Source organism: Nocardioides coralli (assembly GCF_019880385.1).
Lineage (GTDB): Bacteria > Actinomycetota > Actinomycetes > Propionibacteriales > Nocardioidaceae > Nocardioides > Nocardioides coralli.
This window is the reverse complement of record NZ_CP082273.1, coordinates 1,959,382-1,977,904: the sequence shown is the minus strand read 5'-3', so window position 1 is coordinate 1,977,904 and position 18,523 is coordinate 1,959,382. Positions and strand designations below refer to the sequence as shown.

Here is an 18,523-nt window from a genome sequence, read left to right as displayed (position 1 = left end):
GACGCATGACCCAGGGGACTGCGCTCGTGGTCGGAGCCAGTCACGCCGGGGCTCAACTGGCGGCCAGCCTCCGTCAGGAAGGCTGGGCCGGCGAGGTCGTCGTGGTCGGTGACGAGGGGGCCCTGCCCTACCAGCGACCGCCGCTGTCGAAGGCCTACCTTGCCGGCAAGAGCACGTTGGAGGAGCTGGCGATCCGGAAGGCGGACTTCTACGCCAAGCAGCAGATCCGGTTGGTCGATGCGCGCGTGGAGTCGATCGAGCGCACAGACCGGCGGGTGGTGCTGGCCGGCGGCGAGAGCATGTCCTACGACAAGCTCGCGCTGTGCACGGGTGGCCGGGCACGGCGGCTCCCCGTGCCGGGAGCCGACCTCCCGGGCGTCCACTACCTGCGCACGTTCACCGACGTGGAGCAGATTCGCGAGTCGGCGCAACCGGGTCGGCGAGCGGTCATCGTCGGCGGCGGCTACATCGGACTGGAGACCGCTGCCTCCCTGCGTGCGCTCGGACTGGACGTCACCGTCCTCGAGGCCGCCGACCGGGTGCTCGAGCGGGTCACCGCCCCGGAGGTGTCGGCGTTCTACGAGCGCCTCCACCGCGAGGCGGGAGTGACCGTCCGCACCGGAGCCCTTGTCGAGGCTCTGGGTGGCGACGACCGGGTCCGAGAGGTCCGGCTGGCCGGTGGTGACGAACTCCCGGCCGACCTCGTCGTCGTCGGTGTCGGGATCCAACCCAACACCGAGCTCGCAGCCGCTGCGGGTCTCCTCGTCGATGACGGCGTCGTGATCGACGACCGGGCCCGCACCAGCGATCACGACATCGTGGCCGCTGGCGACTGCACCAGCCACCTGATGGCGCGGTACGGGCGACGCATCCGGCTCGAGTCCGTGCCGAGCGCGGGGGAACAGGCGAAGGTCGCAGCCGCGACCCTGTGCGGAAAGGACAAGACCATCGCAGCGCTGCCGTGGTTCTGGTCGGATCAGTACGATCTCAAGCTCCAGATCGCGGGACTGAACACCGGCTACGACGAGGTCGTGCTCAGTGGTGACCCGAGCTGTGATCGCGACTTCACCTGCTTCTACCTGCGCGCAGGGGAACTCATTGCCGCAGACTGCGTCAACCGGCCGCGCGACTTCGCCTCCAGCAAGCGGACGATCGCCCAGCGACTCCCCGTCGACCGAGACGCGCTCCTGGGCGTCGCAGCGACCTGAGCGTCAGCTGGACCACGGAGCCGTCCGAACCGCTCGGGGAGCCGTCGACACCGGCTCGTTACCCACCACCGAAGGAACACCAATGCAGAGCACGATGATGAACGTCCAACTGACGACGGCAGCGATCCTGCGCCACGGTGCGAGCGTTCACGGCGCGGCGCGCGTGCGGACCTTGCAGCCAGACGGTGCCGTCAGCGGGGCGACGTTCGCGGAGGTGGGACGCCGATCTGCCCAACTGGCCCATGCGCTGCGCGCTTGTGGCGTTGCCGGCGACGACCGGGTCGCGACCTTGATGTGGAACAACCAGGAGCACGTTGAGGCCTACTGCGCCGTACCCTCGATGGGTGCCGTGCTCCACACCCTGAACCCTCGTCTGAGCGCCGAGCAGCTCGCCTACATCGGGAACCACGCCGAGGACCGGGTCGTCATCGTGGACGGTAGCCTGGCGCCGCTGTTGGCGCCCGTGCTGCCCCAGATCGCCGGCGTCCACACGGTCGTGGTCACCGGGGAGGTCGACCCGGCACCACTGCGTCACGACGGCGTCTCGGTCGTCGGGTACGAAGACTTCATCGCCGGCCACCCGGAGACGTTCGACTGGCCCGAGATCGACGAGCTGTCCGCGTCGGCCATGTGCTACACCTCGGGCACGACCGGCAACCCCAAGGGTGTGGCGTACAGCCACCGCTCGACGTACCTGCACTCGATGGCCGCCTGCGCCGCCGACGGACTCAGCGTCACCGGTGACGACTGCATCCTGGCAATCGTGCCGATGTTCCATGCGAACGCTTGGGGGCTGGTCTACGCGGCGCTGATGGCGGGGGCCGACCTGCTGATGCCCGATCGATTCCTCCAGGCCGATCCCTTGGTTCGGCTCATCGCCACGGAGAGGCCGACCATCGCCGGGGCAGTCCCCACGATCTGGAGCGACGTGCTGAACTACCTCGAGGCCCATCCCGGCCAGGACGTGTCGTCCCTGGGTCTGGTCGCCTGCGGGGGTTCGGCCGTGCCGCTCCACCTGATGCAGGCATTCGAGGAGAAGCACGGCGTGCACATAGTCCAGGCATGGGGCATGACCGAGACGTCCCCGCTGGCCGCGATCGCCAGGCCGCCTGCCTCCCTGGCTCCCGACGAGCAGTGGGCGCTGCGCGCCACCCAAGGTCGTCCGGTGGCTGGTGTGGAGCTGCGGCTGGTCGATGACGAGGGCAAGGAGCTGCCCCACGACGGCGAGTCCGTGGGCGAGCTGCAGGTGCGTGGCCCGTGGATCACCGGTGCCTACGTCGGCGAGGAGGACGGCGAGAAGTTCCAGGACGGCTGGCTGCGTACCGGCGACGTGGGCCGCATCGATGAGCGCAGCTTCGTCACCCTGACCGACCGCGCCAAGGATGTGATCAAGTCCGGTGGGGAGTGGATCTCCTCGGTCGAACTCGAGCTGCTGCTCGCTGGTCACCCGGACGTGCTGGAGGTTTCGGTGATCGGGGTGCCGGACGAGAAGTGGCAGGAGCGACCCCTCGCCGTGGTCGTCGTCCGCGAGGGCAACGAGGTGGCGCCCGGCCAGTTGCGCGACTTCCTCGAGGGCAAGGTCGCCAAGTGGTGGCTACCCGAGCGGTGGTGCTTCGTCCCCGAGGTACCCAAGACCTCGGTCGGCAAGTTCGACAAGAAGCGTCTTCGCGCCCTCCACGCCGACGGCGATCTTGACGTCATCGACATCTGATACGGCTCATCAGCTCGGAACCTCGCTCATCCAGCTAGTCCGCGCCCCTCGACAGGAGCTCCCATGAACGCCCCGTCCGCGCCCACCCTCGACATCCGTCGACCCGTCGACGGGACGGTCGTTGCCTCGGTACCGGTCGCCGACGCCACTCGTGTGCAAGCCGTCACGGCCGATCTCCGTGCCGCCCAAACCGAGTGGCGTGACATCGGGCCGGCTGCCCGTGCGGTGTGGCTGCGCCGCTGGCGGACCTGGATCCTCGAGCACACCGACGAGCTGACGGATCTACTCGTGGCCGAGACCGGCAAGGTGCGGCCCGACGCCCTGGTGGAGACGACGGCCTCGTGCGAGTTCATCTCCTATTACGCCGACCACACGAAGGCGTTCCTCGCTCCCGAACGCGTCGGGTCCGGAGGGCTGCTGAACCTCCCGAAGAGGCTGACGCGCACCTATCGCCCCTACCCGGTCGTGGGACTCATCATCCCGTGGAACTTCCCGATCACTCTCTTTCTCATGGATGCCGCACCTGCGCTGGCGGCCGGCTGTGCCGTGTTGACGAAGTCCTCGGAGATGACGCCGCTGACCTGCGCGCGCGTCATCGAGGGATGGCACGAGATCGGCGCGCCACCCGTGCTCGCCCTTGTGGCGGGTGCCGGCGAGACGGGAGCGGCCCTGCTCGAGGCCGTCGACTTCGTCCAGTTCACCGGTTCGACGGCCACCGGGCGTCGGGTGGCCACGCGCTGCGCCGAGCTGTTGAAGCCGGTCAGCCTGGAGCTGGGGGGCAAGGATGCGGCGATCGTGCTGGAGGACGCCGATCTGGACCGAGCCGCGCACGGCATCGCGTGGGGTGGCATGTTCAACTCCGGTCAGGTGTGCATCTCCGTGGAGCGCGTCTACGTGGTGGACCAGGTCTACGACCGGTTTGTGGAGAAGCTGGCCACCGCGCTCGGATCGCTCCGGCAGGGGTCGGGGACACGCGACGACGTGGGCGCGATGGTGACCCGGGTGCAGGTGGACACGGTGGAGCGGCACGTGGAGGACGCCCGGGAGTCGGGCGCACGGGTTCTGGTCGGTGGCGCCCGTGGTGCGCAGGGGAACTTCTTTGCACCCACCCTGCTCGTCGACGTCGACCACCGCATGGCCTGCATGACCGAGGAGACCTTCGGTCCGACGCTGCCGGTTATGAGAGTGGCGGACGAGGAGGAGGCGGTGCGCCTGGCCAACGACTCCGAGTACGGGCTCTCCGCGACGGTGTGGACGCGCGACGTCGAACGCGGACGGCGGATTGCCGACCGGCTCGACGTCGGGGCGGTCAACCTCAACGACGTCTTCAGCAACCTGTTCGCCGTCGGGCTGCCGCACAGCGGCTGGAAGTCCTCGGGCCTGGGGGCACGGCTGGGCGGGGCGCAGGGCCTGCGAAAGTACTGCCGCGTGCAGGCCATCACCGAGCCGCGCATCCCGCTGACCACCAAGGAGCTCACCTGGTACCCGTACTCCGCCCGGCGTGCGGCCATCGCCGGCCGAGTGCTGCGCTTGGCCGCGGGACGCGGCCTGCGACAGCGGCTCGGCCTCTGAAAGGAACAGGCACCATGACGACAACGACGAGATCACGGGTGGTCGCCATCACCGGCGGCGCCCGAGGAATCGGCTTCCATACCGCGCAGGAGCTGATCAGATGCGGCCACCAGGTGGCGATCGGCGACATCGACGAGATCCAGCTCAAGTCCGCGGCCGAGGACCTCGGCGTCGAGGTGGCGGTCCGACTCGACGTGACGGACCCGAAGTCGATCAGCGCTTTCCTCGACGCCACCGAGGACGCGCTCGGTCCCATCGATGTGCTCATCAACAACGCGGGGGTGATGCCGACCGGGCATGTCCACCAGGAGCCGGACGAGGTCACCCGTCGACAGGTCGAGATCAACGTCCTGGGTGTCATTTTCGGCACGAGGCTCGCGCTGCAGAGGATGCTGCCGCGGCAGCAGGGGCACATCATCAACACGGCCTCGCTGGCCGGGGAGCTGCCGGTGCCGGGTCTGGCGACCTATTGCGGCACCAAGTTCGCCGTCATCGGGTTCACCGAGGCGGCCAGGTTGGAGTACCGGAAGTCGGGTGTCACGCTGTCCACGGTGCGGCCCACCTTCACCAACACCGAGCTGGTGTCCGGGACGAGTGGGGCCAAGGGCATGCGAAACGCCGAGCCGCAGGAGATCGCGCGCGCGACGGCGGCGCTGATTGAGCGGCCACAGCCGTACGTGAGGGTGACGCGGGTGGCGGGTTCCATGGTGGCGGCGATGAAGTTCGTGCCCGAAAGGATCGCGACCCGGCTCGGCGCGATGCTCGGGACCGACACGGTGTTCCTCGACCGCGTGGACGCGGCTGCTCGGCAGGCCTACCTGGAGCGGGTCAGCAGGAGCTGAGCAGGCGGGCACCGCTGCGACGGGCCCGAGCAGGATCCGCGGAGGGGGAGACCACAGCGCAGCGTCATTGCGCCGACCTGGCCTCCCACTCCTCGCCCAGCAGGTTGTCGAGCACCGTGGTCCCCGCATTCGCGGCCGGGGCCGTCGGTGCCCGGTCCTTTGTTCGGCGCGATCGGGAACCGGCGGCGAGGAGGGGCGGGGACTCAACGGTAGTTGGGGCTGGTGGAGAGGCTGCGCTGGAGCAGCTTCATCGCGGTGTACCCGTCCACGAGTGTTGGGTGCATCGTGGCAGACATGCCGAAGCCATCGTCGAGACCCTCGGTGGGTGCCTCTGCCCCGGGTATGCCGGGCATGTCGGCCTGGCGACCGTGCAGCCCGGAGACGCAGGCGCCCAGCGTCGGGCGTGGCCATGGCGATGTCGTCGTCGGCGACCCAGTGCTGCAACGCTCCGGGACCGAGCACCGGGTGAGCCCGGCTTGAGGTTCCACGAGCGGGCGACTGCGACCTGGGTGCTTTTCGTCTACCAGTTCGACAAGGTTGTGCGCCACCCGAGGTTCGGGCGGGGGTGAGAGGCGCAGCAGCGCCGCCCATGTGGAGCATGACGTGGGGGCTCCGCGGCGAGGCAGACCCTCTCGATGAGGACGACACGCTGGTTCACGGACCTCTTGTCCTGGGGGCGGGTTGGCATGTCGGCAACGTCCGACATCCTCGGCGGCGGCGTCTTGTGCCCCCGCTCGATCCCCGAGGCAGCGACGGCCGGCGACGCGCCAATGCTCGACGCCCGTCGAGGGAACCCGCCCCCCAAGCCTGGGATGGTCGGTCGCGGATGGGCTCACAGGGAGCGGCTGATGATCTCCTTCATGATCTCGGAGCTGCCTGCGTAGATCTGGGAGACGCGCAGGTCGGCCCAGGCGCGGGCGATAGGGTACTCGTTCATGTAGCCATACCCGCCGTGCAGCTGCAGGCAGGCATCGGCGACTCGCTGGGCGCGCTCGGAGCACCACAACTTCGCCATGGCTGCGGTGGGGATATCCAGTTCCCGGTCGAGGTGCAGTTCGATGCATTCGTCGACGAAGGCGCGCGCGACCCGCGCCTCGGTGGCGACCTCTGCCATCTTGAACTTGGTGTTCTGGAAACCCCAGATCGGGCGTCCGAAGGCGCTGCGGTCGCGTACGTAGCGCAGTGTCTCGGCCAAGCACAGCTCCATGGCCGCTACGTTCGACACGGCGACGAGCAGTCGCTCCTGGGGAAGCTGTTCCATGAGCTGGACGAAGCCCTGTCCTTCGGTGTGGCCGAGCAGGCTGGTGGCGGGGACGCGGACGTTGTCGAAGAAGAGTTCGGAGGTGTCCTGTCCCTTCATCCCGATCTTGTCGAGGACCCGCCCCCTCGAGAATCCCTCAGTCGCGGTGGGCACCAGCATCAGCGAGATCCCGGCCGCCTTGTCGTCGGGATTGGTCTTGACGACGGTGAGGACTAGATCGGCCTGGGAACCGTTGGTGATGAAGGTCTTCGAGCCGCTGACGACGTACTCCTCGCCTTCACGGATCGCCTTGGTCTTGATGTTCTGCAGGTCCGACCCGGTACCGGGCTCGGTCATCGCGATCGCTCCGACGACCTCGCCGGACGCCATCTTCGGCAGCCACTGGGTTTTCTGGTCCTCGGTGCCGTAGGCGAGCAGGTAGTGCGCGACGATGCCGTTGTGCAGGGAGGCGCCCCACGAGCTGTCGCCGACTCGTGCCTGCTCCTCGATGAGGATGGCTTCGTGAGCGAAGGTCCCGCCGCCGCCGCCGTACTCCTCGGGGATGGAGAGGCACAGCAGACCCACCGCTCCGGCGCGGTTCCACAGGTCTCGGTCGACGTGCTTGTCGGCGATGAAGGTCTCGATGTGCGGCCTGATCTCCTTCTCGCAGAAAGTGCGGGCCAGGTCACGCAGGTCCTCGAGGTCGTCGTCCATCCAAGGGGAACGGCGCGTGGTCATGGGAGCCTCCGGATCATGGGGTACAGGGTGTACCCCATGAGATCACGGCGTTCGGGCTGGGTACAAGGTGTCCCACGTCGGGCGTTGGGCGGTGCCCGGGGTTGTGCGGCACCCAGCGGAGCCGTCGCCCAGCGCCTGTAGGCTGCGAGGGTGGTCGAAGTGAGACGTTGGGCTGACTCGACCGTCCGACGGCGGTCGTCGCGCGACGAGCTGGATCGCGACGAGAAGCGGGAGCGCGTGGTCCAGGTCGCGATGCAGGTCATCGATGAGATCGGGATCGGCGCCGGCACCGCTCTCATCGCGGAGCGGGCTGGCATCCCCAGGCCGCACGTCTACCGCTACTTCACCAGCCGAGACGACCTGGACGAGCAGGTGGCCAGGCGGGCTGCGCAGGACTTGATCGTGCGGGTGCGCCCGCACCTGACTCGACGAGGCACGCCTCGGCAGGTCGTCGAGGGGTTGGTGCGCGCCTCCGCCACCTGGGCCGACGAGCATCCGCATCTCTACCGCTTCCTGGCAGCCCGTGGGCAGAGTCGGACTCTGCATCGTGCCCGGATGGGGCGGTCGCGCGTCCTCGACGAGATCGCTGCGGCTGCCCGCGGGTACACCAAGTCGGGTGTGGCGACCTTTCCCGAAGGCATTCTGGTCGGGGTGATGGGGATGGTGGATGCCACCGTCATCTGGTGGCTCGACCAGCGAGACGAGTCCCTGGACGTCATGGTCGGGCGGCTCGCTGGTCACGTCACCCTCGTGCTCCAGGATGCGCTGGCCGGCCGTGGGATCCCGCTCGACCCTGCGGTCGAGCTGGAGCCGTTCGTCGCGGAGTGAGGATGTCAGGGGCCGGTGGTGGCCGTGCCCTGCTCGAAGTGCTGGAGGTCGACGACGATGAACGTCGCGTGCGCGGTGGCGACCTTGTCGCCGATTTGGTCGACCGCGTCGGCGTCCACGTGCAGTCGTCGTCCCGCATGGTCGCGGACGCGGGCGGTGAACTCGTAGTCGGTGCCCAGCAGGACCGGCCGGAGGTACTCGATGGTGAGTGACCGGGTCACGGCGAGCTCTCCGACGCGGTAGAGGAGGAATCCGAAGAGGTCGTCGAACGCCGCCGCCACCAGACCGCCGTGGGTGATCCCGGGTGCGCCCTCCTGGCGGTGGTCGAAGCGGTGCACACAGCGCACGCCGGCCTCGGTTGCGTCGACCTGCAGGGCGAGCCCGGCGGGGTTCTCCGTGCCGCATCCCGCGCAGGTGGGGGAGTGTGAGGGGAGGCGGCCGGATTTGGATGGCTGTGGTCGTGACATGGCACTGATCCACGCCTCCAGCGTCGTCGGCGCAGCGGGGTCGTGCTCGTGGTGGCCGCTCATGAGGAGCGGCTCGGCTGCGTGGTCGAAGTGTCGGGAAGGTCGCTCATGATCGGCTCCTCGAGGATCACGACGGACGGACGGACGGACGGTGACACAAACTCTAGTTTGTCTGCATCCGGGACATTCACCCGGCATATGTCTACAATCGTCGGGTGATCCGAGAGGTGCTCAGGACTGATCAACGCCTCGGTACCGAGCCCAGGGGCTTGGCGTGGTGGCTTGCGATTCTGGTGTGCAAGCCGTTCCTGCTTGTGCTGCGGCGCCCGGATTGGCGTGGTGTCGAGCACGTCCCGAGGGTCGGCGGCGCGGTGCTCGCCGCGAACCATGTGTCGCACATCGACCCCCTGCTGGTCGCGGAGATGATCCTTGCCCGGCGACGGATGCCTCGGTTCCTGGCGAAGGACGGCCTCTTCGCGGTCCCGGTCGTGGGGTGGTGGTTCCGCTCCGCGGGTCACGTCGAGGTCGACCGGTCGGCTGGACAGGCTGGCTATCGCAGTGCCGTGGGAGCCGTGGCGCGAGGTCAACTGGTCCTGGTGTACCCGGAGGGTTCCATCACAAAGCGAGAGGACGGACTGCCGATGGCGATGAAGTCCGGCGCCGTCCGCATCGCTTTGGCGACGTCTGTTCCCCTTCTCCCGGTGGCGCAGTGGGGAGCGCAGGAGATCCTCCCTCCCTACAGTGGGCGTCTTCGCTTGGGCTGGCGTCGACGGGTGAGTATCGTCGTCGGGCCCCCGGTCCCTCTCGACGACCTCCACGAGCTGGGGGAGACCCGGGCGGTGAAGGATGGGTGTCGGCGTTTGGAGGCAGCCATCACCGCGATGGTCGATCAGCTAGCAGGAGTTCCGGCGGATCGGTGACGCATGCCCCATGGCAGCCACGTTCGAGCGGTGTGGTCGCCGATGCCGGCTCTCACGGTTCGAAGGCGGGATCCTGGCGGACCGGTCCCGCGGCGCCGCGCTGTGCCAGGCGGGACCCGTAGGTCTCGTGCAGGGTCCGCATGATGTCGTCGTACGGGAGGTCTAGGTACATGCCTCTCTCGCGTACGTACTCCATGTGTCGACGGCCGGCGCCGTCTGCGGCGTGGAGCAGCGCGTCTTGGGTCCCGTCGAAGTCCAGCGGGGGAACGCCGAACCGCTCACACAGCTCGGTGTTGAAGGCCGGCGAGCCCTTGTGCCATTGACCGTCGAAGTGCACCGCGGTCCACCCGTGGTAGACGAAGAGATCGGTGCCCATCACCGACAGCAGTTGTTCGCTGCTCAAGTGGTTGCGCACGTCGGAGAAGCCGAGGAGGGCCGGAATCCCGACCGCGCGCAAGCTGGCGGTAAGCAGCACCGCCTTCGGCACACACCAGGTGGGGCCGCCGTTCAAGATGGAGCTGGCCTTGTAGTGGTCGCGATCGGGCGTGACGCGGTACGGGTTGTAGCGAAGGCGTTCGCGGATCTCCGCGAAGAGCCGCCGGACACGCTCGTGTGGGTCGTCCGCCCCCTCCACCACTGAGGAGGCGAACCGACGGATGGCCGGGTGGTCGCTGTCGACGAAGTACCCGGAGGCCACCGCATCGCTCGGCTCGTGCTGGCCGCTCACCGGACGACGGTCCGGGTGTGCGTGGCAGCCCCGGCGTCCTCGAGCGCGCGCACGAGCTCCCGCTCCATTCTTGGGAGTGTGGCAGCGACCCGGGCTGCCTGCCGGGCACGCTCGCGGGCCGGTGCCCCGTCGCGGCGCGCCTGGGACGCGACCTGCGACCAGGTCGCGGCGCAGCGGCGGGCACTGTCGGACACCGCCGCGGCCCCAGGGTCGTCGGTCAGCCGGGCAATGTCGTGCGCGCCACTGGCCAGCAGCTTGCGGAAGAGTCCGCCGCCCGTACCTGCCTTCTCGACGAACGCGCTCAGGCCGAGCAGGAGCAGGTGCAGCACGTCGTCGGGGAATACTTCGGGCCATCGCGGGAGATCGTCGGCGAACAGGTCGACGGCGGCGAGTCCGGTGGCTCCCACCGCCGTGTCGCTGCCAGAGACGATCGACGGTCCGTCCGAGGCGGTCATGGCAGCGGCCGCCTGGGCGAACGCGGCACGGCTGGCGACCGTCAGGTCGGGGAGCTTCTGGGGCCACTCGATGTCGAAGAAGGTGTGACGCGTCGGGACCGGGAAGCCCTGTGAGGACCGCGCCTTGGCCAGCGCTTCGTAGGGCACGATCTGCACGTCGTCGCGGTCGTTGTCGATGACGTGCGCGAACTGATGCTCGTCGTCGTAGCCGATGACCACGATGTCGTGCCTGCTCATCTGGAGCTGGACCCGCAGGTACGGCAGCTCGGCGATGTCCGCCCACACGAGCGCTGGGCGGCCACGCTGGATGGAGTCCCGCACCCAAGCCCATCCCTCGCTCGGGTCGTCGGTGGCGTGCACCGAGACCGTTGCCCCCAGGCGCATCGGCAGGTCTGTCTCCAGGTCGCCTCCGCGGCCCACGAGGTAGATCGGGGGCATGAGCTCGGTGTCCCGGACGTAGGCGAGGTCCAGGGACCCGCTCAGTGCGAATACGAGTCCTTCGTCAGGAGGGCCGCTCCACCCAAGTCCGGCCCATTCCAGCAGGTCCCGCATCGCGCCGGAGCCGCAATGACCGCCCAGGCGGTGGGGGTAGGGGCTGACGACGCGTTGCTGAGAGCTAGCCATGGACCTCATCCTAGAGACAGAAAGTGGAAGTTGTCCGAAAACGGATGCTGGGAAGCTATCTGTCACCTTGTGCGATCGTGACACCAGTCCAGAGAGTGACATTCTGGCTAGTCTGTTCGGTGTGGCACCTCCAACGATGCGCGACCGGTACCGCGAACACGTCCGCGCCGCGGTCCTCGAGACCGCCCACGACCTGATCGTCGAGCGTGGATGGGAACGAGTCCGCATGGGAGAGATCGCCGACGCCGTCGGCGTCTCACGTGCCCTGCTGTACAAGGAGTTCAAGGACAAGCCCGGGTTGGGCGAGGCCGTGGTCCTCCGGGAGGCGTCGCGATTCATCGATGGAATCGAGGAGGTGCTGGCCCATCACCGCGCCGATGCCGGTCAAGGGCTTGCAGCTGCCGTCGACTTCACGCTGGAGGAAGCCGAACGCAGCCCTCTCCTCAGGGCCGTCCTGATCTCCAACGGCGAGCTCTCCTCGCAGTCGGCGACCGGGATTCTGCCGTTGCTCACAACGTCAGCGCAGCTGCTGGACCTGGCGACGAGGTCGCTGGCCAACTGGGTAACCACCAACTTCCCTGACCTGGTGACGGAGGAGGTCTCCGACGCCGCGGACACCCTGGTCCGGCTCACGGTTAGTCACCTGGCCCTTCCCACCTGGACGCGCCCGGAGACGTCGCGAAAAATCACCGAAGTGGGACTGAGGTACCTCGGACTCTCGGTGACGCCATTGCCAAGGTCTGTTTCCCAAGAGCGAGTTCGAGCAATTCGTGACAAGTGATTACAGGTCGTAGTACCGACTGATTGACCCACGTTGACCTGCGAAAACGCCGATGATGTTCCGCCATGTGACCACCCTTGTGACGGCCGTGCCTCTGGTCGGGCGCGGATGGCGCGTCGATCATCGACACGAGGAGTCTCATCGTCTGCAGCGCATAGTGCGGTCTCGATGTTCACAGAACTTGTTTGATCGCTTGGATTGTGTGAGCGAGGAACTGGTCGACTGCGGCCCTCTCGGTGTCCGTCAACGCCATGTCGATCTCGGCGAGTGCGGACAGCATGGGTGTCCGCAATGGCAGCGTGCTGGCGTGCGCGAGCGGGGTCAGTTCGATCTGGACGCGGCGGCGGTCGGTTGGGTGTGGTACCCGCGTGGCGTGGCCTCGTGCAACGAGGCGGTCAACGATGCCGGTTGCCGCTGGTGTCGAGACTCCGAGATGCCGGGCGAGCTCGGCAGGTCCCCACCGATGGCGTGCAAGTTGTTGGAGTGCCTTGAGCTCGTTGGGGGACAGCTGGGCACGACCAGCAAGCACCGGCTCGGCGCGCTGGGCCGTGTCGAGCAGCCCTTGGAGCAGTTCAAGGGTGTTGTGGTGGTTCGCTTCGTTGGGTCCGTGTGCCGGGGGCACGCACGACAGTCCGTCGGGGGCCATGGTCGTCAGAAGCGTCGTTGGGAAGCGTGGAGGGCGTCTTGGGCTGCTGCGGATCCGCTGATGACCAAGGCGCTGCCGGCGGGACGGCCGCTGAGGAAGAGGAGCATCTCGGTGGGCCGGCCGCTCAGCATGACCGTGGGTCCGGATCCGTATTCGGCGACGCCCCCGTCGTCGGATTCGAGCCGCAAGGAGTGCGGACCGAGGCGCTTGGGCAGTCTTCGCGCCAGCAGTCTGTCGGCGCGCCACGCGAGCCGCTCCAGGTCCTCGGATCGTGGCCGGAGCTCGAGCCCGTTTGTGCGGCGCACATCCTCGTGGTGGATGAAGTACTCCAGCCCGTTTGCCAAGTCGCGCAGCACTGGTGTTCGCCACGGCAGCGGCGGCCCGGCGCGTAGTTGGCCCACCACCCATTCGAACCCGTTGTGCAAAGCCCTGGGCGTGCCCCGGGTCGGACGCAGGGGGTGCCGCTCGCGCACGTAGAGATGGGTCGCCAGATCCATCGTGTCCCACCCCTCGCAGAGGGTGGGGGCCGCGGGCCCGACTTCGAGCAGCAGGTCGCAGAGCTGGTGCCGTTCTCGTAGGTCGATGGGGGTCATCGGGGGCTCGCCGGGGTGGGAGTGTTGGGCGCCTCGCCGGTTGATGTGGCGGGCGTCTCGTCATGCTTGGTCAGCAGCGAGTGCCAGTGTTCTCGGGCGCTCTTGCGGGACGTGTGGTCGTCCTCGAAGAGCCCTGAGACTCCCTGGCCCAGCAGGAGGTCGAGAGTCGCCTGGATATTGCGTGGGTCCTGGGTGACGAAGTCCCGGCACACACTCTCGAGTTCGGCCCTGACCCGCCGTTCAGCCGGTACGAGTTCTGACCTCAGGGACTCGTGGGAGCGGGCAGCGACCCAGAGCTCGAGCGTCGCCGCGTACAAGGGCCCGGAGAGTGCTGCCGCCAGCAGCTCCAGCGCGACCACACCCGTTTCGGAGGCTCCTCGGTCGTCGGCCTGCAGTTCTTCAAGACTCGCTCTCACCTCCGCAAGACGCAGCTGTCCCAGGTGTTCCACGGCGGCCACCACCATCTGGTCGCGGGTGCCGAAGTGGTGGAGCTGGGCCCCGCGGGAGAGACCCGCACGCCGGGCGATGGCTGGACCAGTCGTCCCGACGTAGCCGTCCTCGACCAGGCAGGCAACGGTTGCGTCCAGCAGGGTCCGCCGGGTGGCGGCGGAGCGAAGGTCCTGTCGGGAGGCTGCTGTCGGCACAAAGGCATCCTACGTAGTGACATACATGCATGACTGCATGTATCTTGGACGAGGAGAGAATTTGATCGACACGGCCTCCGAAACTGCCGAAGGGGAGGTGGGTGGGGTGCACGACAGCTCGATGGCCTGGAGTCTGCTTAACGGCTATCTCGGCGATGTCCTGCGCTACATCATGTGGTGGTGTGTCGGTGGCTTCATCGCCATGGGAACTGTGTGGTGCGGCGGAGTCGCTGCGGCCGAGGCGCTGCGTCAGTGGCAGTCGAACGGTCCCCCGGTCCGGCGACGCCAGCCTCGGGACCATGTGCGCCGCGAAGCTCGGCGCGGTGTGCGACAGATCGAGGAGTTCTTGGAGCATCAGGCGAGTTCTGGCTCGCCTGGATGACGATCGCGGCGCAACGCTGGACGGATCTCGTCTGCGCGCCGGTGAGGTTCGGTGGCACAGCACCGGAAGGACCGTCAGGGGCGCTGCTGCGAGGCCTGGTCCATGAACTCGATGGCGCGACTGAAGATCTGGTGCGCCACTACCACAGACGTCGAGGGAGGCAGCGGCTGTTGCTCCAACGCGGAGCCGAGGCGTAGCGCCGCGTGTGAGCCGAGGTGTGAGGCGATGGCGATGCAGTTCGTCAGGCACTCTCGAACCACGGCTCCGTCGAAGCTCCACGCGGCCTCGAACACGCGGTCTGCGTCGCGGACCTGGCCCTGGCCGGCAGCCTCACGAGCTACGAGCGCCACCGTGAGCGAAGGAGACTCGTGCAACAGCGCCCACTCGCGCAGCAGTGGGTAGTGGCGGGGAAGCGCGACCTCGGCAGGGACCGCATCGTCGTCGTGGCGGGAGAAGTCCGCCATCGCGAGCGCGTGCTCGGACGCCGCCGCCAGGTCGTGCCACCGCGCCCGTGATGCGCGGAAGTGGCGGACCTCTTGGAAGGTCCCGATCAAGAGCCCGCGCTGGGCGCCCGCCAGGACCTCGTCCTCGATGGCCCACGACATCGCCAGGAGGGTCGACTTGTGCAGCCGGTACCGCTGCAGGCCGTGCCCTGCAGCGAAGCCGGCGAACAGGGAACCTCGGACGGCGGCCGTGGCGCGCGTCGTGGCGCTGTGAACGGCCGTTTGCAGGTCGACGCCCCGGCTCCGGGCCTCGAGCACCGCGCGGACGGCGGCGATGTCGGCGCGCGCGTAGCGGCGGTGACCGCTGGCCAGGCGTCGCGGGTGGGGGAAGCCGAAGCGCGACTCCCAGGTCCGGATCAGCTGGGGTGTGACACCGGCTTGTGCGGCCAACTGCCCGATCGACAGGGTGTCGTCGCCGTCTTCCTCATCCTGCACCGAAGGCCTCTCGTCGTCGCCCGCCCCTACATACCTAAACAGTCTTGTGTAGGTATCTGTGTAGAATGCCCGATGGGCAGGAAGTGTACCCCGGCCGGCGGACTGAAAGGACCTGGATCATGGCGAATTGGGACGAACGCCGGTCGCGGGATGAGGCTCACGCGGGCGCGCACCTGGGCGTCCTGCTCACGGTGATGTGTCTCGGCCTTGCTCTGGTGATCGGGGCCGCGTCGTCTCTCTCGCTGGCGCTGCCGGATCTCGCGCAACGCACCGGGGCCACGCAGACAGAGCTGACGTGGGTGGTCAACTCCTACGCCCTCGTCTTTGCCGGGATGCTGCTGCCGGTTGGTTTTGCTGCGGACCGGTACGGCCGGCGGCTGTTCCTCGTTGGCGGGCTGGTCGTCTTCGGTGTGGCCAGCTTGAGCTCCAGCCTCGTCGAGGATCCCACCGTGATCATCCTCCTGCGTGGACTGGCCGGGGTGGGCGCGGCGGCGGTGATGCCTGCGACCCTCTCGGTGCTGGTGGACGCGTTCCCCGCGGAGCGCCGCGCCATGGCGGTGTCCGTCTGGGCGGGGGTGTCGGGTGCCGGCGCGATGCTCGGCATCGTGGTCGCCGGCGTGCTGCTGGAGGCATTCTCCTGGTCCAGCGTGCAACTGGTGTACGGCGCGGCCGGACTCGCTGCCGCCCTGGCGTCGTTCCTGGTCGCGCCTGTGTCGCGCAACGTCGGACTGGCGCAGGATCCGCTCGGAGGGCTGCTCTCGGCGGCTGGACTCGGCGGGGTGGTCTATGGGGTCATCGAGGGCCCCGAGCGTGGGTGGACCGACATCGCCACGGTGGGTGGCCTTGTGCTGGGGGCACTGCTCCTGATCGCCTTTGTGGTTCACGAGCTCCGCAGCCAGTCGCCGATGCTCGATGTCCGACTGTTCCGTGGGCGCGGCGTCTCGGCGGGGAGCCTGCTGATCTTCGTGCAGTTCTTCGCGGCGTTCGGCTTCTTCTTCCTGGCGCCGCAGTGGCTGCAATACGTGAGGAGCCTGAGCCCACTCGAGTCCGCCCTGTGGTTGCTGCCCATGGCTGTCGGCATCGCTCCCGCATCCAGATTTGGGCCAGCGCTCCTGTCGCGTCTCGGCGTACGCCGGGTCGCTACGAGCGGCATGGCGCTGATGGCAGTCTGCTACGCGCAGTTCGCCATTCAGGCGGACGGCGAGCAGCCGATGTGGGTGTTCGCAGGGACGCTCGTCCTGTTCGGCGCAGCGTTCGGGCTGGCGATCACACCGGGCACCAGCCTCATCATCGACGGACTCCCCGAGGACCGACGGACCCTGTCAGCCGCGGTCAACGACGTCACCCGCGAGGTCGGCGGAGCGCTTGGCGGTGCCATCGCGGCCTCCGTGCTGCTGGCCGTCTACGAGGACCGCCTGTCACCGGCGACCGCGGCGCTGCCTGCCCCGGCGGCAGCCGCCGCACGCGACGGCGTCACCCAGGCTCTCGAGGTGTCGACCCGCCTCGGCGCCGACGGACAGGCTCTGGCCTCGGCCGCCCTCAGCTCCTTCTCCGATGGATACGGAGCGGCACTATGGCTGGCCGCGGCGGTGATGGCCGTCGGTGCGGTGGTGTGCGCCATGCTCACACCACCCGAAGGCTCGCAGGGACGACGCGACCGAGCGGAGCAGGGAGAACGCGAGCCGTTGAGGGCCGCCTGAGTCCCCGGGTCCGGTAGCGAGTGGCTGGCAGGGCCCACGAGCAGGTTCAGAATCCTGTCTTCACGTACGCGAAGACCAGGTCCACGAAGTCCTCGTAGGCCATGGCGTCCGAGCGGTCCTCACCGCTGGTGAGCGCGACGTCGACCTGGCCCTCCAGGACCGCGGAGGCGGCACCGTAGACAGCACCGAACAGTAGGGGCAGGTAGAGCGTGGGACGTTGGTCGTCGGTCCAGATGCTCAGGGCGCGAAGCGCACGGTGACGCAGTTCCTCCAGCGTGGCCAGCACGTACGGTCTCACCGAGGGGTAATCGGACGAGAGCCGGTAGACCGCCCGCAGCTTCTCGAGCATGTCTGCGGTGAACTGTTGGGCCATCACCGCGTGTAGGGCCTCGACCACCGGGGTAGAGGGGTCGAGCGCGTCGAGGACCCCCTGGGCGTCGGTGTCGTACTGCAGAACGGAGGCCGCAACCGCCTCCTCCTTGCACGAGAAGTGATTCGCGAAGGTTCGCCGCGAGTACCCCGCGGCCGCTACGACGTCATCGATCGTGAATCCGTCAACCCCGCGCTCAACAGCCAAGTCGAACGCGGCTTGCGACAGACGTCGTTCAGTCTCGAGCCGCCTGGTCTCGCGGACCCCCAGCATGACCCCTCCTGAAGTACCCATGTCTCAACTATTCGGCCTGTGTCACGGCGTGGCCCGCGACGGTGACGGCAGAGACCGGCGCGCTCGCTCCTGCCCTGGGCCGTGAGGGACACACACTAACGACAGCCCTGGTCCTCAGGTGGCGCGAGAACCCAGGGAACGGTGAACTGCGCCGTGGCCCTCCGAGACACCTCGTGCTCGCCACCGCATCTCACTCCGTGAGCGACGCACTGGGGCGTGGGGACCGGCGGTCGCACAGGTGGTCGGCGAGGACCGGTGCGAACGCGCTGATGACCTCATCATGCGGCGCGGTGGCCAGCGGATCGACTCGCAGGACGTACCGTGCCAGGACGAGCCCGAGGACATCGGCGGCGAGCAGGCTGCGACGCAGCGCGTGGTCGGAGTCGGTGGGCTCGTGCTGGTGGTCGGGTCGTGACGATGCTGACGTTTCTGGGGGTGCGCACGCGGGGTGAGGTGTGCGGTGACGTGGGATGGCCTCACACGATGGTGCCTTGGAGTCAGAGACGCTCCGGGCGGCCGCCATGACGGCTGGACCGACGGTGGGGTCCTCGCACGAGGACAGCAGGACCTCCAACAGGTCCTCGACGCTGGCCCCGCGGTCGGCCATCGCCACCAAGCGCTCCCGGATGGCATACGCCGGCTGGATGACTGCCTCGAAGAGCAGTCGCTTGCTGCCGAAGTAGTGGTGGAGCAACGCTGGGTCGACGCCCGCGCGTGCCGCGATCCCGCGCATCGAGGAGTTGGAGTAGCCGTCGGCGGCAAAAGCGGTGGTGGCAGCGCTCACGATCTGCTGGCGCGTGTCCGGACGGCCAGGACGTCTACCCGCCGGCGGTCTGCTCACGG

Annotated in this window: 19 protein-coding genes; 9 read left to right on the top strand and 10 right to left on the bottom strand. The window is 68.3% G+C overall.

The genetic code is table 11. From position 1 onward, the window contains the following. Positions 1-5: 5 nt before the first annotated feature. The 4 genes from K6T13_RS09675 (at position 6) to K6T13_RS09660 (ending at position 5,333) form a co-directional block, all read left to right on the top strand. Entirely contained in the window at positions 6-1,208 is a 1,203-nt protein-coding gene (locus tag K6T13_RS09675; RefSeq protein WP_222894382.1) for an NAD(P)/FAD-dependent oxidoreductase, read from the top strand. 82 nt (positions 1,209-1,290) lie between these two features. Beyond that, a complete protein-coding gene (locus K6T13_RS09670) occupies positions 1,291-2,919 on the top strand; it encodes a long-chain fatty acid--CoA ligase (protein ID WP_222894381.1) in 1,629 nt (542 codons plus the stop codon). 63 nt (positions 2,920-2,982) lie between these two features. Next, positions 2,983-4,491: an aldehyde dehydrogenase family protein gene (locus tag K6T13_RS09665; RefSeq protein WP_222894380.1), complete on the top strand. Its 1,509-nt coding sequence runs from the start codon at positions 2,983-2,985 to the stop codon at positions 4,489-4,491. 14 nt (positions 4,492-4,505) lie between these two features. Continuing rightward, positions 4,506-5,333 (top strand): SDR family oxidoreductase, encoded by an 828-nt coding sequence (locus K6T13_RS09660; protein ID WP_222894379.1) that lies wholly within the window; start codon positions 4,506-4,508, stop codon positions 5,331-5,333. 832 nt (positions 5,334-6,165) lie between these two features. Here the strand turns inward: K6T13_RS09660 and K6T13_RS09655 are convergent. Continuing rightward, a complete protein-coding gene (locus K6T13_RS09655; RefSeq protein ID WP_249423708.1) occupies positions 6,166-7,287 on the bottom strand; it encodes an acyl-CoA dehydrogenase family protein in 1,122 nt (373 codons plus the stop codon). A gap of 261 nt (positions 7,288-7,548) precedes the next feature. Here K6T13_RS09655 and K6T13_RS09650 point away from each other — a divergent pair, with 261 nt between their 5' ends. Then, the gene (locus K6T13_RS09650) at positions 7,549-8,139 is read left to right on the top strand and encodes a TetR/AcrR family transcriptional regulator (protein WP_249423707.1); all 591 of its coding nucleotides are present in this window, start codon (positions 7,549-7,551) and stop codon (positions 8,137-8,139) included. 5 nt (positions 8,140-8,144) lie between these two features. On the opposite strand, the gene K6T13_RS09645 is transcribed toward K6T13_RS09650, so the two are convergent. Then, positions 8,145-8,669, bottom strand: a complete 525-nt coding sequence (locus K6T13_RS09645) for a PaaI family thioesterase (protein WP_222894376.1) — start codon at positions 8,667-8,669, stop codon at positions 8,145-8,147. A gap of 152 nt (positions 8,670-8,821) precedes the next feature. Between K6T13_RS09645 and K6T13_RS09640 the strand changes: the two genes are divergently transcribed. Continuing rightward, the gene (locus K6T13_RS09640; protein WP_249423706.1) at positions 8,822-9,526 is read left to right on the top strand and encodes a lysophospholipid acyltransferase family protein; all 705 of its coding nucleotides are present in this window, start codon (positions 8,822-8,824) and stop codon (positions 9,524-9,526) included. A gap of 52 nt (positions 9,527-9,578) precedes the next feature. Here the strand turns inward: K6T13_RS09640 and K6T13_RS09635 are convergent, their stop codons facing one another. Both K6T13_RS09635 and K6T13_RS09630 read right to left on the bottom strand, forming a co-directional pair. Further along, positions 9,579-10,253: a transglutaminase-like domain-containing protein gene (locus tag K6T13_RS09635; protein WP_222894375.1), complete on the bottom strand. Its 675-nt coding sequence runs from the start codon at positions 10,251-10,253 to the stop codon at positions 9,579-9,581. Next, complete coding sequence (locus K6T13_RS09630) at positions 10,250-11,332, bottom strand: BtrH N-terminal domain-containing protein (protein ID WP_222894374.1); 1,083 nt, start codon at positions 11,330-11,332, stop codon at positions 10,250-10,252. Before K6T13_RS09630 ends, K6T13_RS09635 begins: the two co-directional genes overlap by 4 nt. Between K6T13_RS09630 and K6T13_RS09625 the strand changes: the two genes are divergently transcribed. Then, the gene (locus K6T13_RS09625; RefSeq protein ID WP_249423705.1) at positions 11,331-12,113 is read left to right on the top strand and encodes a TetR/AcrR family transcriptional regulator; all 783 of its coding nucleotides are present in this window, start codon (positions 11,331-11,333) and stop codon (positions 12,111-12,113) included. The genes K6T13_RS09630 and K6T13_RS09625 overlap by 2 nt on opposite strands. A gap of 172 nt (positions 12,114-12,285) precedes the next feature. On the opposite strand, the gene K6T13_RS09620 is transcribed toward K6T13_RS09625, so the two are convergent. Genes K6T13_RS09620 through K6T13_RS09610 form a run of 3 tightly spaced genes read right to left on the bottom strand, consistent with a single transcriptional unit; the run spans position 12,286 to position 13,996 of the window. Continuing rightward, complete coding sequence (locus K6T13_RS09620; protein ID WP_222894373.1) at positions 12,286-12,759, bottom strand: MarR family winged helix-turn-helix transcriptional regulator; 474 nt, start codon at positions 12,757-12,759, stop codon at positions 12,286-12,288. A 5-nt stretch (positions 12,760-12,764) separates the two neighbouring features. Further along, positions 12,765-13,352, bottom strand: coding sequence for a maleylpyruvate isomerase family mycothiol-dependent enzyme (locus tag K6T13_RS09615; RefSeq protein WP_222894372.1), 588 nt, complete (start codon positions 13,350-13,352; stop codon positions 12,765-12,767). Next, the gene (locus K6T13_RS09610; RefSeq protein WP_222894371.1) at positions 13,349-13,996 is read right to left on the bottom strand and encodes a TetR/AcrR family transcriptional regulator; all 648 of its coding nucleotides are present in this window, start codon (positions 13,994-13,996) and stop codon (positions 13,349-13,351) included. Before K6T13_RS09610 ends, K6T13_RS09615 begins: the two co-directional genes overlap by 4 nt. A 25-nt stretch (positions 13,997-14,021) precedes the next feature. Between K6T13_RS09610 and K6T13_RS09605 the strand changes: the two genes are divergently transcribed. Continuing rightward, positions 14,022-14,378 carry a hypothetical protein gene (locus K6T13_RS09605; RefSeq protein ID WP_222894370.1) on the top strand — a complete coding sequence of 119 codons (357 nt, stop codon included), beginning with the start codon at positions 14,022-14,024 and terminating at the stop codon, positions 14,376-14,378. A gap of 74 nt (positions 14,379-14,452) precedes the next feature. Here the strand turns inward: K6T13_RS09605 and K6T13_RS09600 are convergent, their stop codons facing one another. Beyond that, on the bottom strand, positions 14,453-15,316 hold the full coding sequence (locus K6T13_RS09600; RefSeq protein WP_222894369.1) for a DICT sensory domain-containing protein: 864 nt from the start codon (positions 15,314-15,316) through the stop codon (positions 14,453-14,455). 119 nt (positions 15,317-15,435) lie between these two features. Here K6T13_RS09600 and K6T13_RS09595 point away from each other — a divergent pair, with 119 nt between their 5' ends. Then, on the top strand, positions 15,436-17,016 hold the full coding sequence (locus K6T13_RS09595; RefSeq protein ID WP_222894368.1) for an MFS transporter: 1,581 nt from the start codon (positions 15,436-15,438) through the stop codon (positions 17,014-17,016). A 46-nt stretch (positions 17,017-17,062) separates the two neighbouring features. Here the strand turns inward: K6T13_RS09595 and K6T13_RS09590 are convergent, their stop codons facing one another. Together K6T13_RS09590 and K6T13_RS09585 are read right to left on the bottom strand one after the other, a co-directional pair. Further along, entirely contained in the window at positions 17,063-17,659 is a 597-nt protein-coding gene (locus tag K6T13_RS09590) for a TetR/AcrR family transcriptional regulator (protein ID WP_222894367.1), read from the bottom strand. A gap of 211 nt (positions 17,660-17,870) precedes the next feature. Next, positions 17,871-18,464, bottom strand: a complete 594-nt coding sequence (locus K6T13_RS09585) for a TetR/AcrR family transcriptional regulator (protein ID WP_222894366.1) — start codon at positions 18,462-18,464, stop codon at positions 17,871-17,873. Positions 18,465-18,523: the final 59 nt, after the last annotated feature.

Excerpts from the sequence above, each read along its gene's own strand:
- K6T13_RS09660 (WP_222894379.1), top strand. The coding sequence starts at position 4,506 with ATGACGACAACGACGAGATCACGGGTGGTCGCCATCACCGGCGGCGCC.
- K6T13_RS09595 (WP_222894368.1), top strand. The coding sequence starts at position 15,436 with ATGGCGAATTGGGACGAACGCCGGTCGCGGGATGAGGCTCACGCGGGC.
- K6T13_RS09630 (WP_222894374.1), bottom strand. The coding sequence starts at position 11,332 with ATGGCTAGCTCTCAGCAACGCGTCGTCAGCCCCTACCCCCACCGCCTG.
- K6T13_RS09655 (WP_249423708.1), bottom strand. The coding sequence starts at position 7,287 with ATGGACGACGACCTCGAGGACCTGCGTGACCTGGCCCGCACTTTCTGC.
- K6T13_RS09665 (WP_222894380.1), top strand. The coding sequence starts at position 2,983 with ATGAACGCCCCGTCCGCGCCCACCCTCGACATCCGTCGACCCGTCGAC.
- K6T13_RS09620 (WP_222894373.1), bottom strand. The coding sequence starts at position 12,759 with ATGGCCCCCGACGGACTGTCGTGCGTGCCCCCGGCACACGGACCCAAC.
- K6T13_RS09590 (WP_222894367.1), bottom strand. The coding sequence starts at position 17,659 with ATGCTGGGGGTCCGCGAGACCAGGCGGCTCGAGACTGAACGACGTCTG.
- K6T13_RS09670 (WP_222894381.1), top strand. The coding sequence starts at position 1,291 with ATGCAGAGCACGATGATGAACGTCCAACTGACGACGGCAGCGATCCTG.
- K6T13_RS09625 (WP_249423705.1), top strand. The coding sequence starts at position 11,331 with ATGGACCTCATCCTAGAGACAGAAAGTGGAAGTTGTCCGAAAACGGAT.
- K6T13_RS09615 (WP_222894372.1), bottom strand. The coding sequence starts at position 13,352 with ATGACCCCCATCGACCTACGAGAACGGCACCAGCTCTGCGACCTGCTG.
- K6T13_RS09675 (WP_222894382.1), top strand. The coding sequence starts at position 6 with ATGACCCAGGGGACTGCGCTCGTGGTCGGAGCCAGTCACGCCGGGGCT.
- K6T13_RS09645 (WP_222894376.1), bottom strand. The coding sequence starts at position 8,669 with ATGAGCGGCCACCACGAGCACGACCCCGCTGCGCCGACGACGCTGGAG.
- K6T13_RS09605 (WP_222894370.1), top strand. The coding sequence starts at position 14,022 with ATGCATGACTGCATGTATCTTGGACGAGGAGAGAATTTGATCGACACG.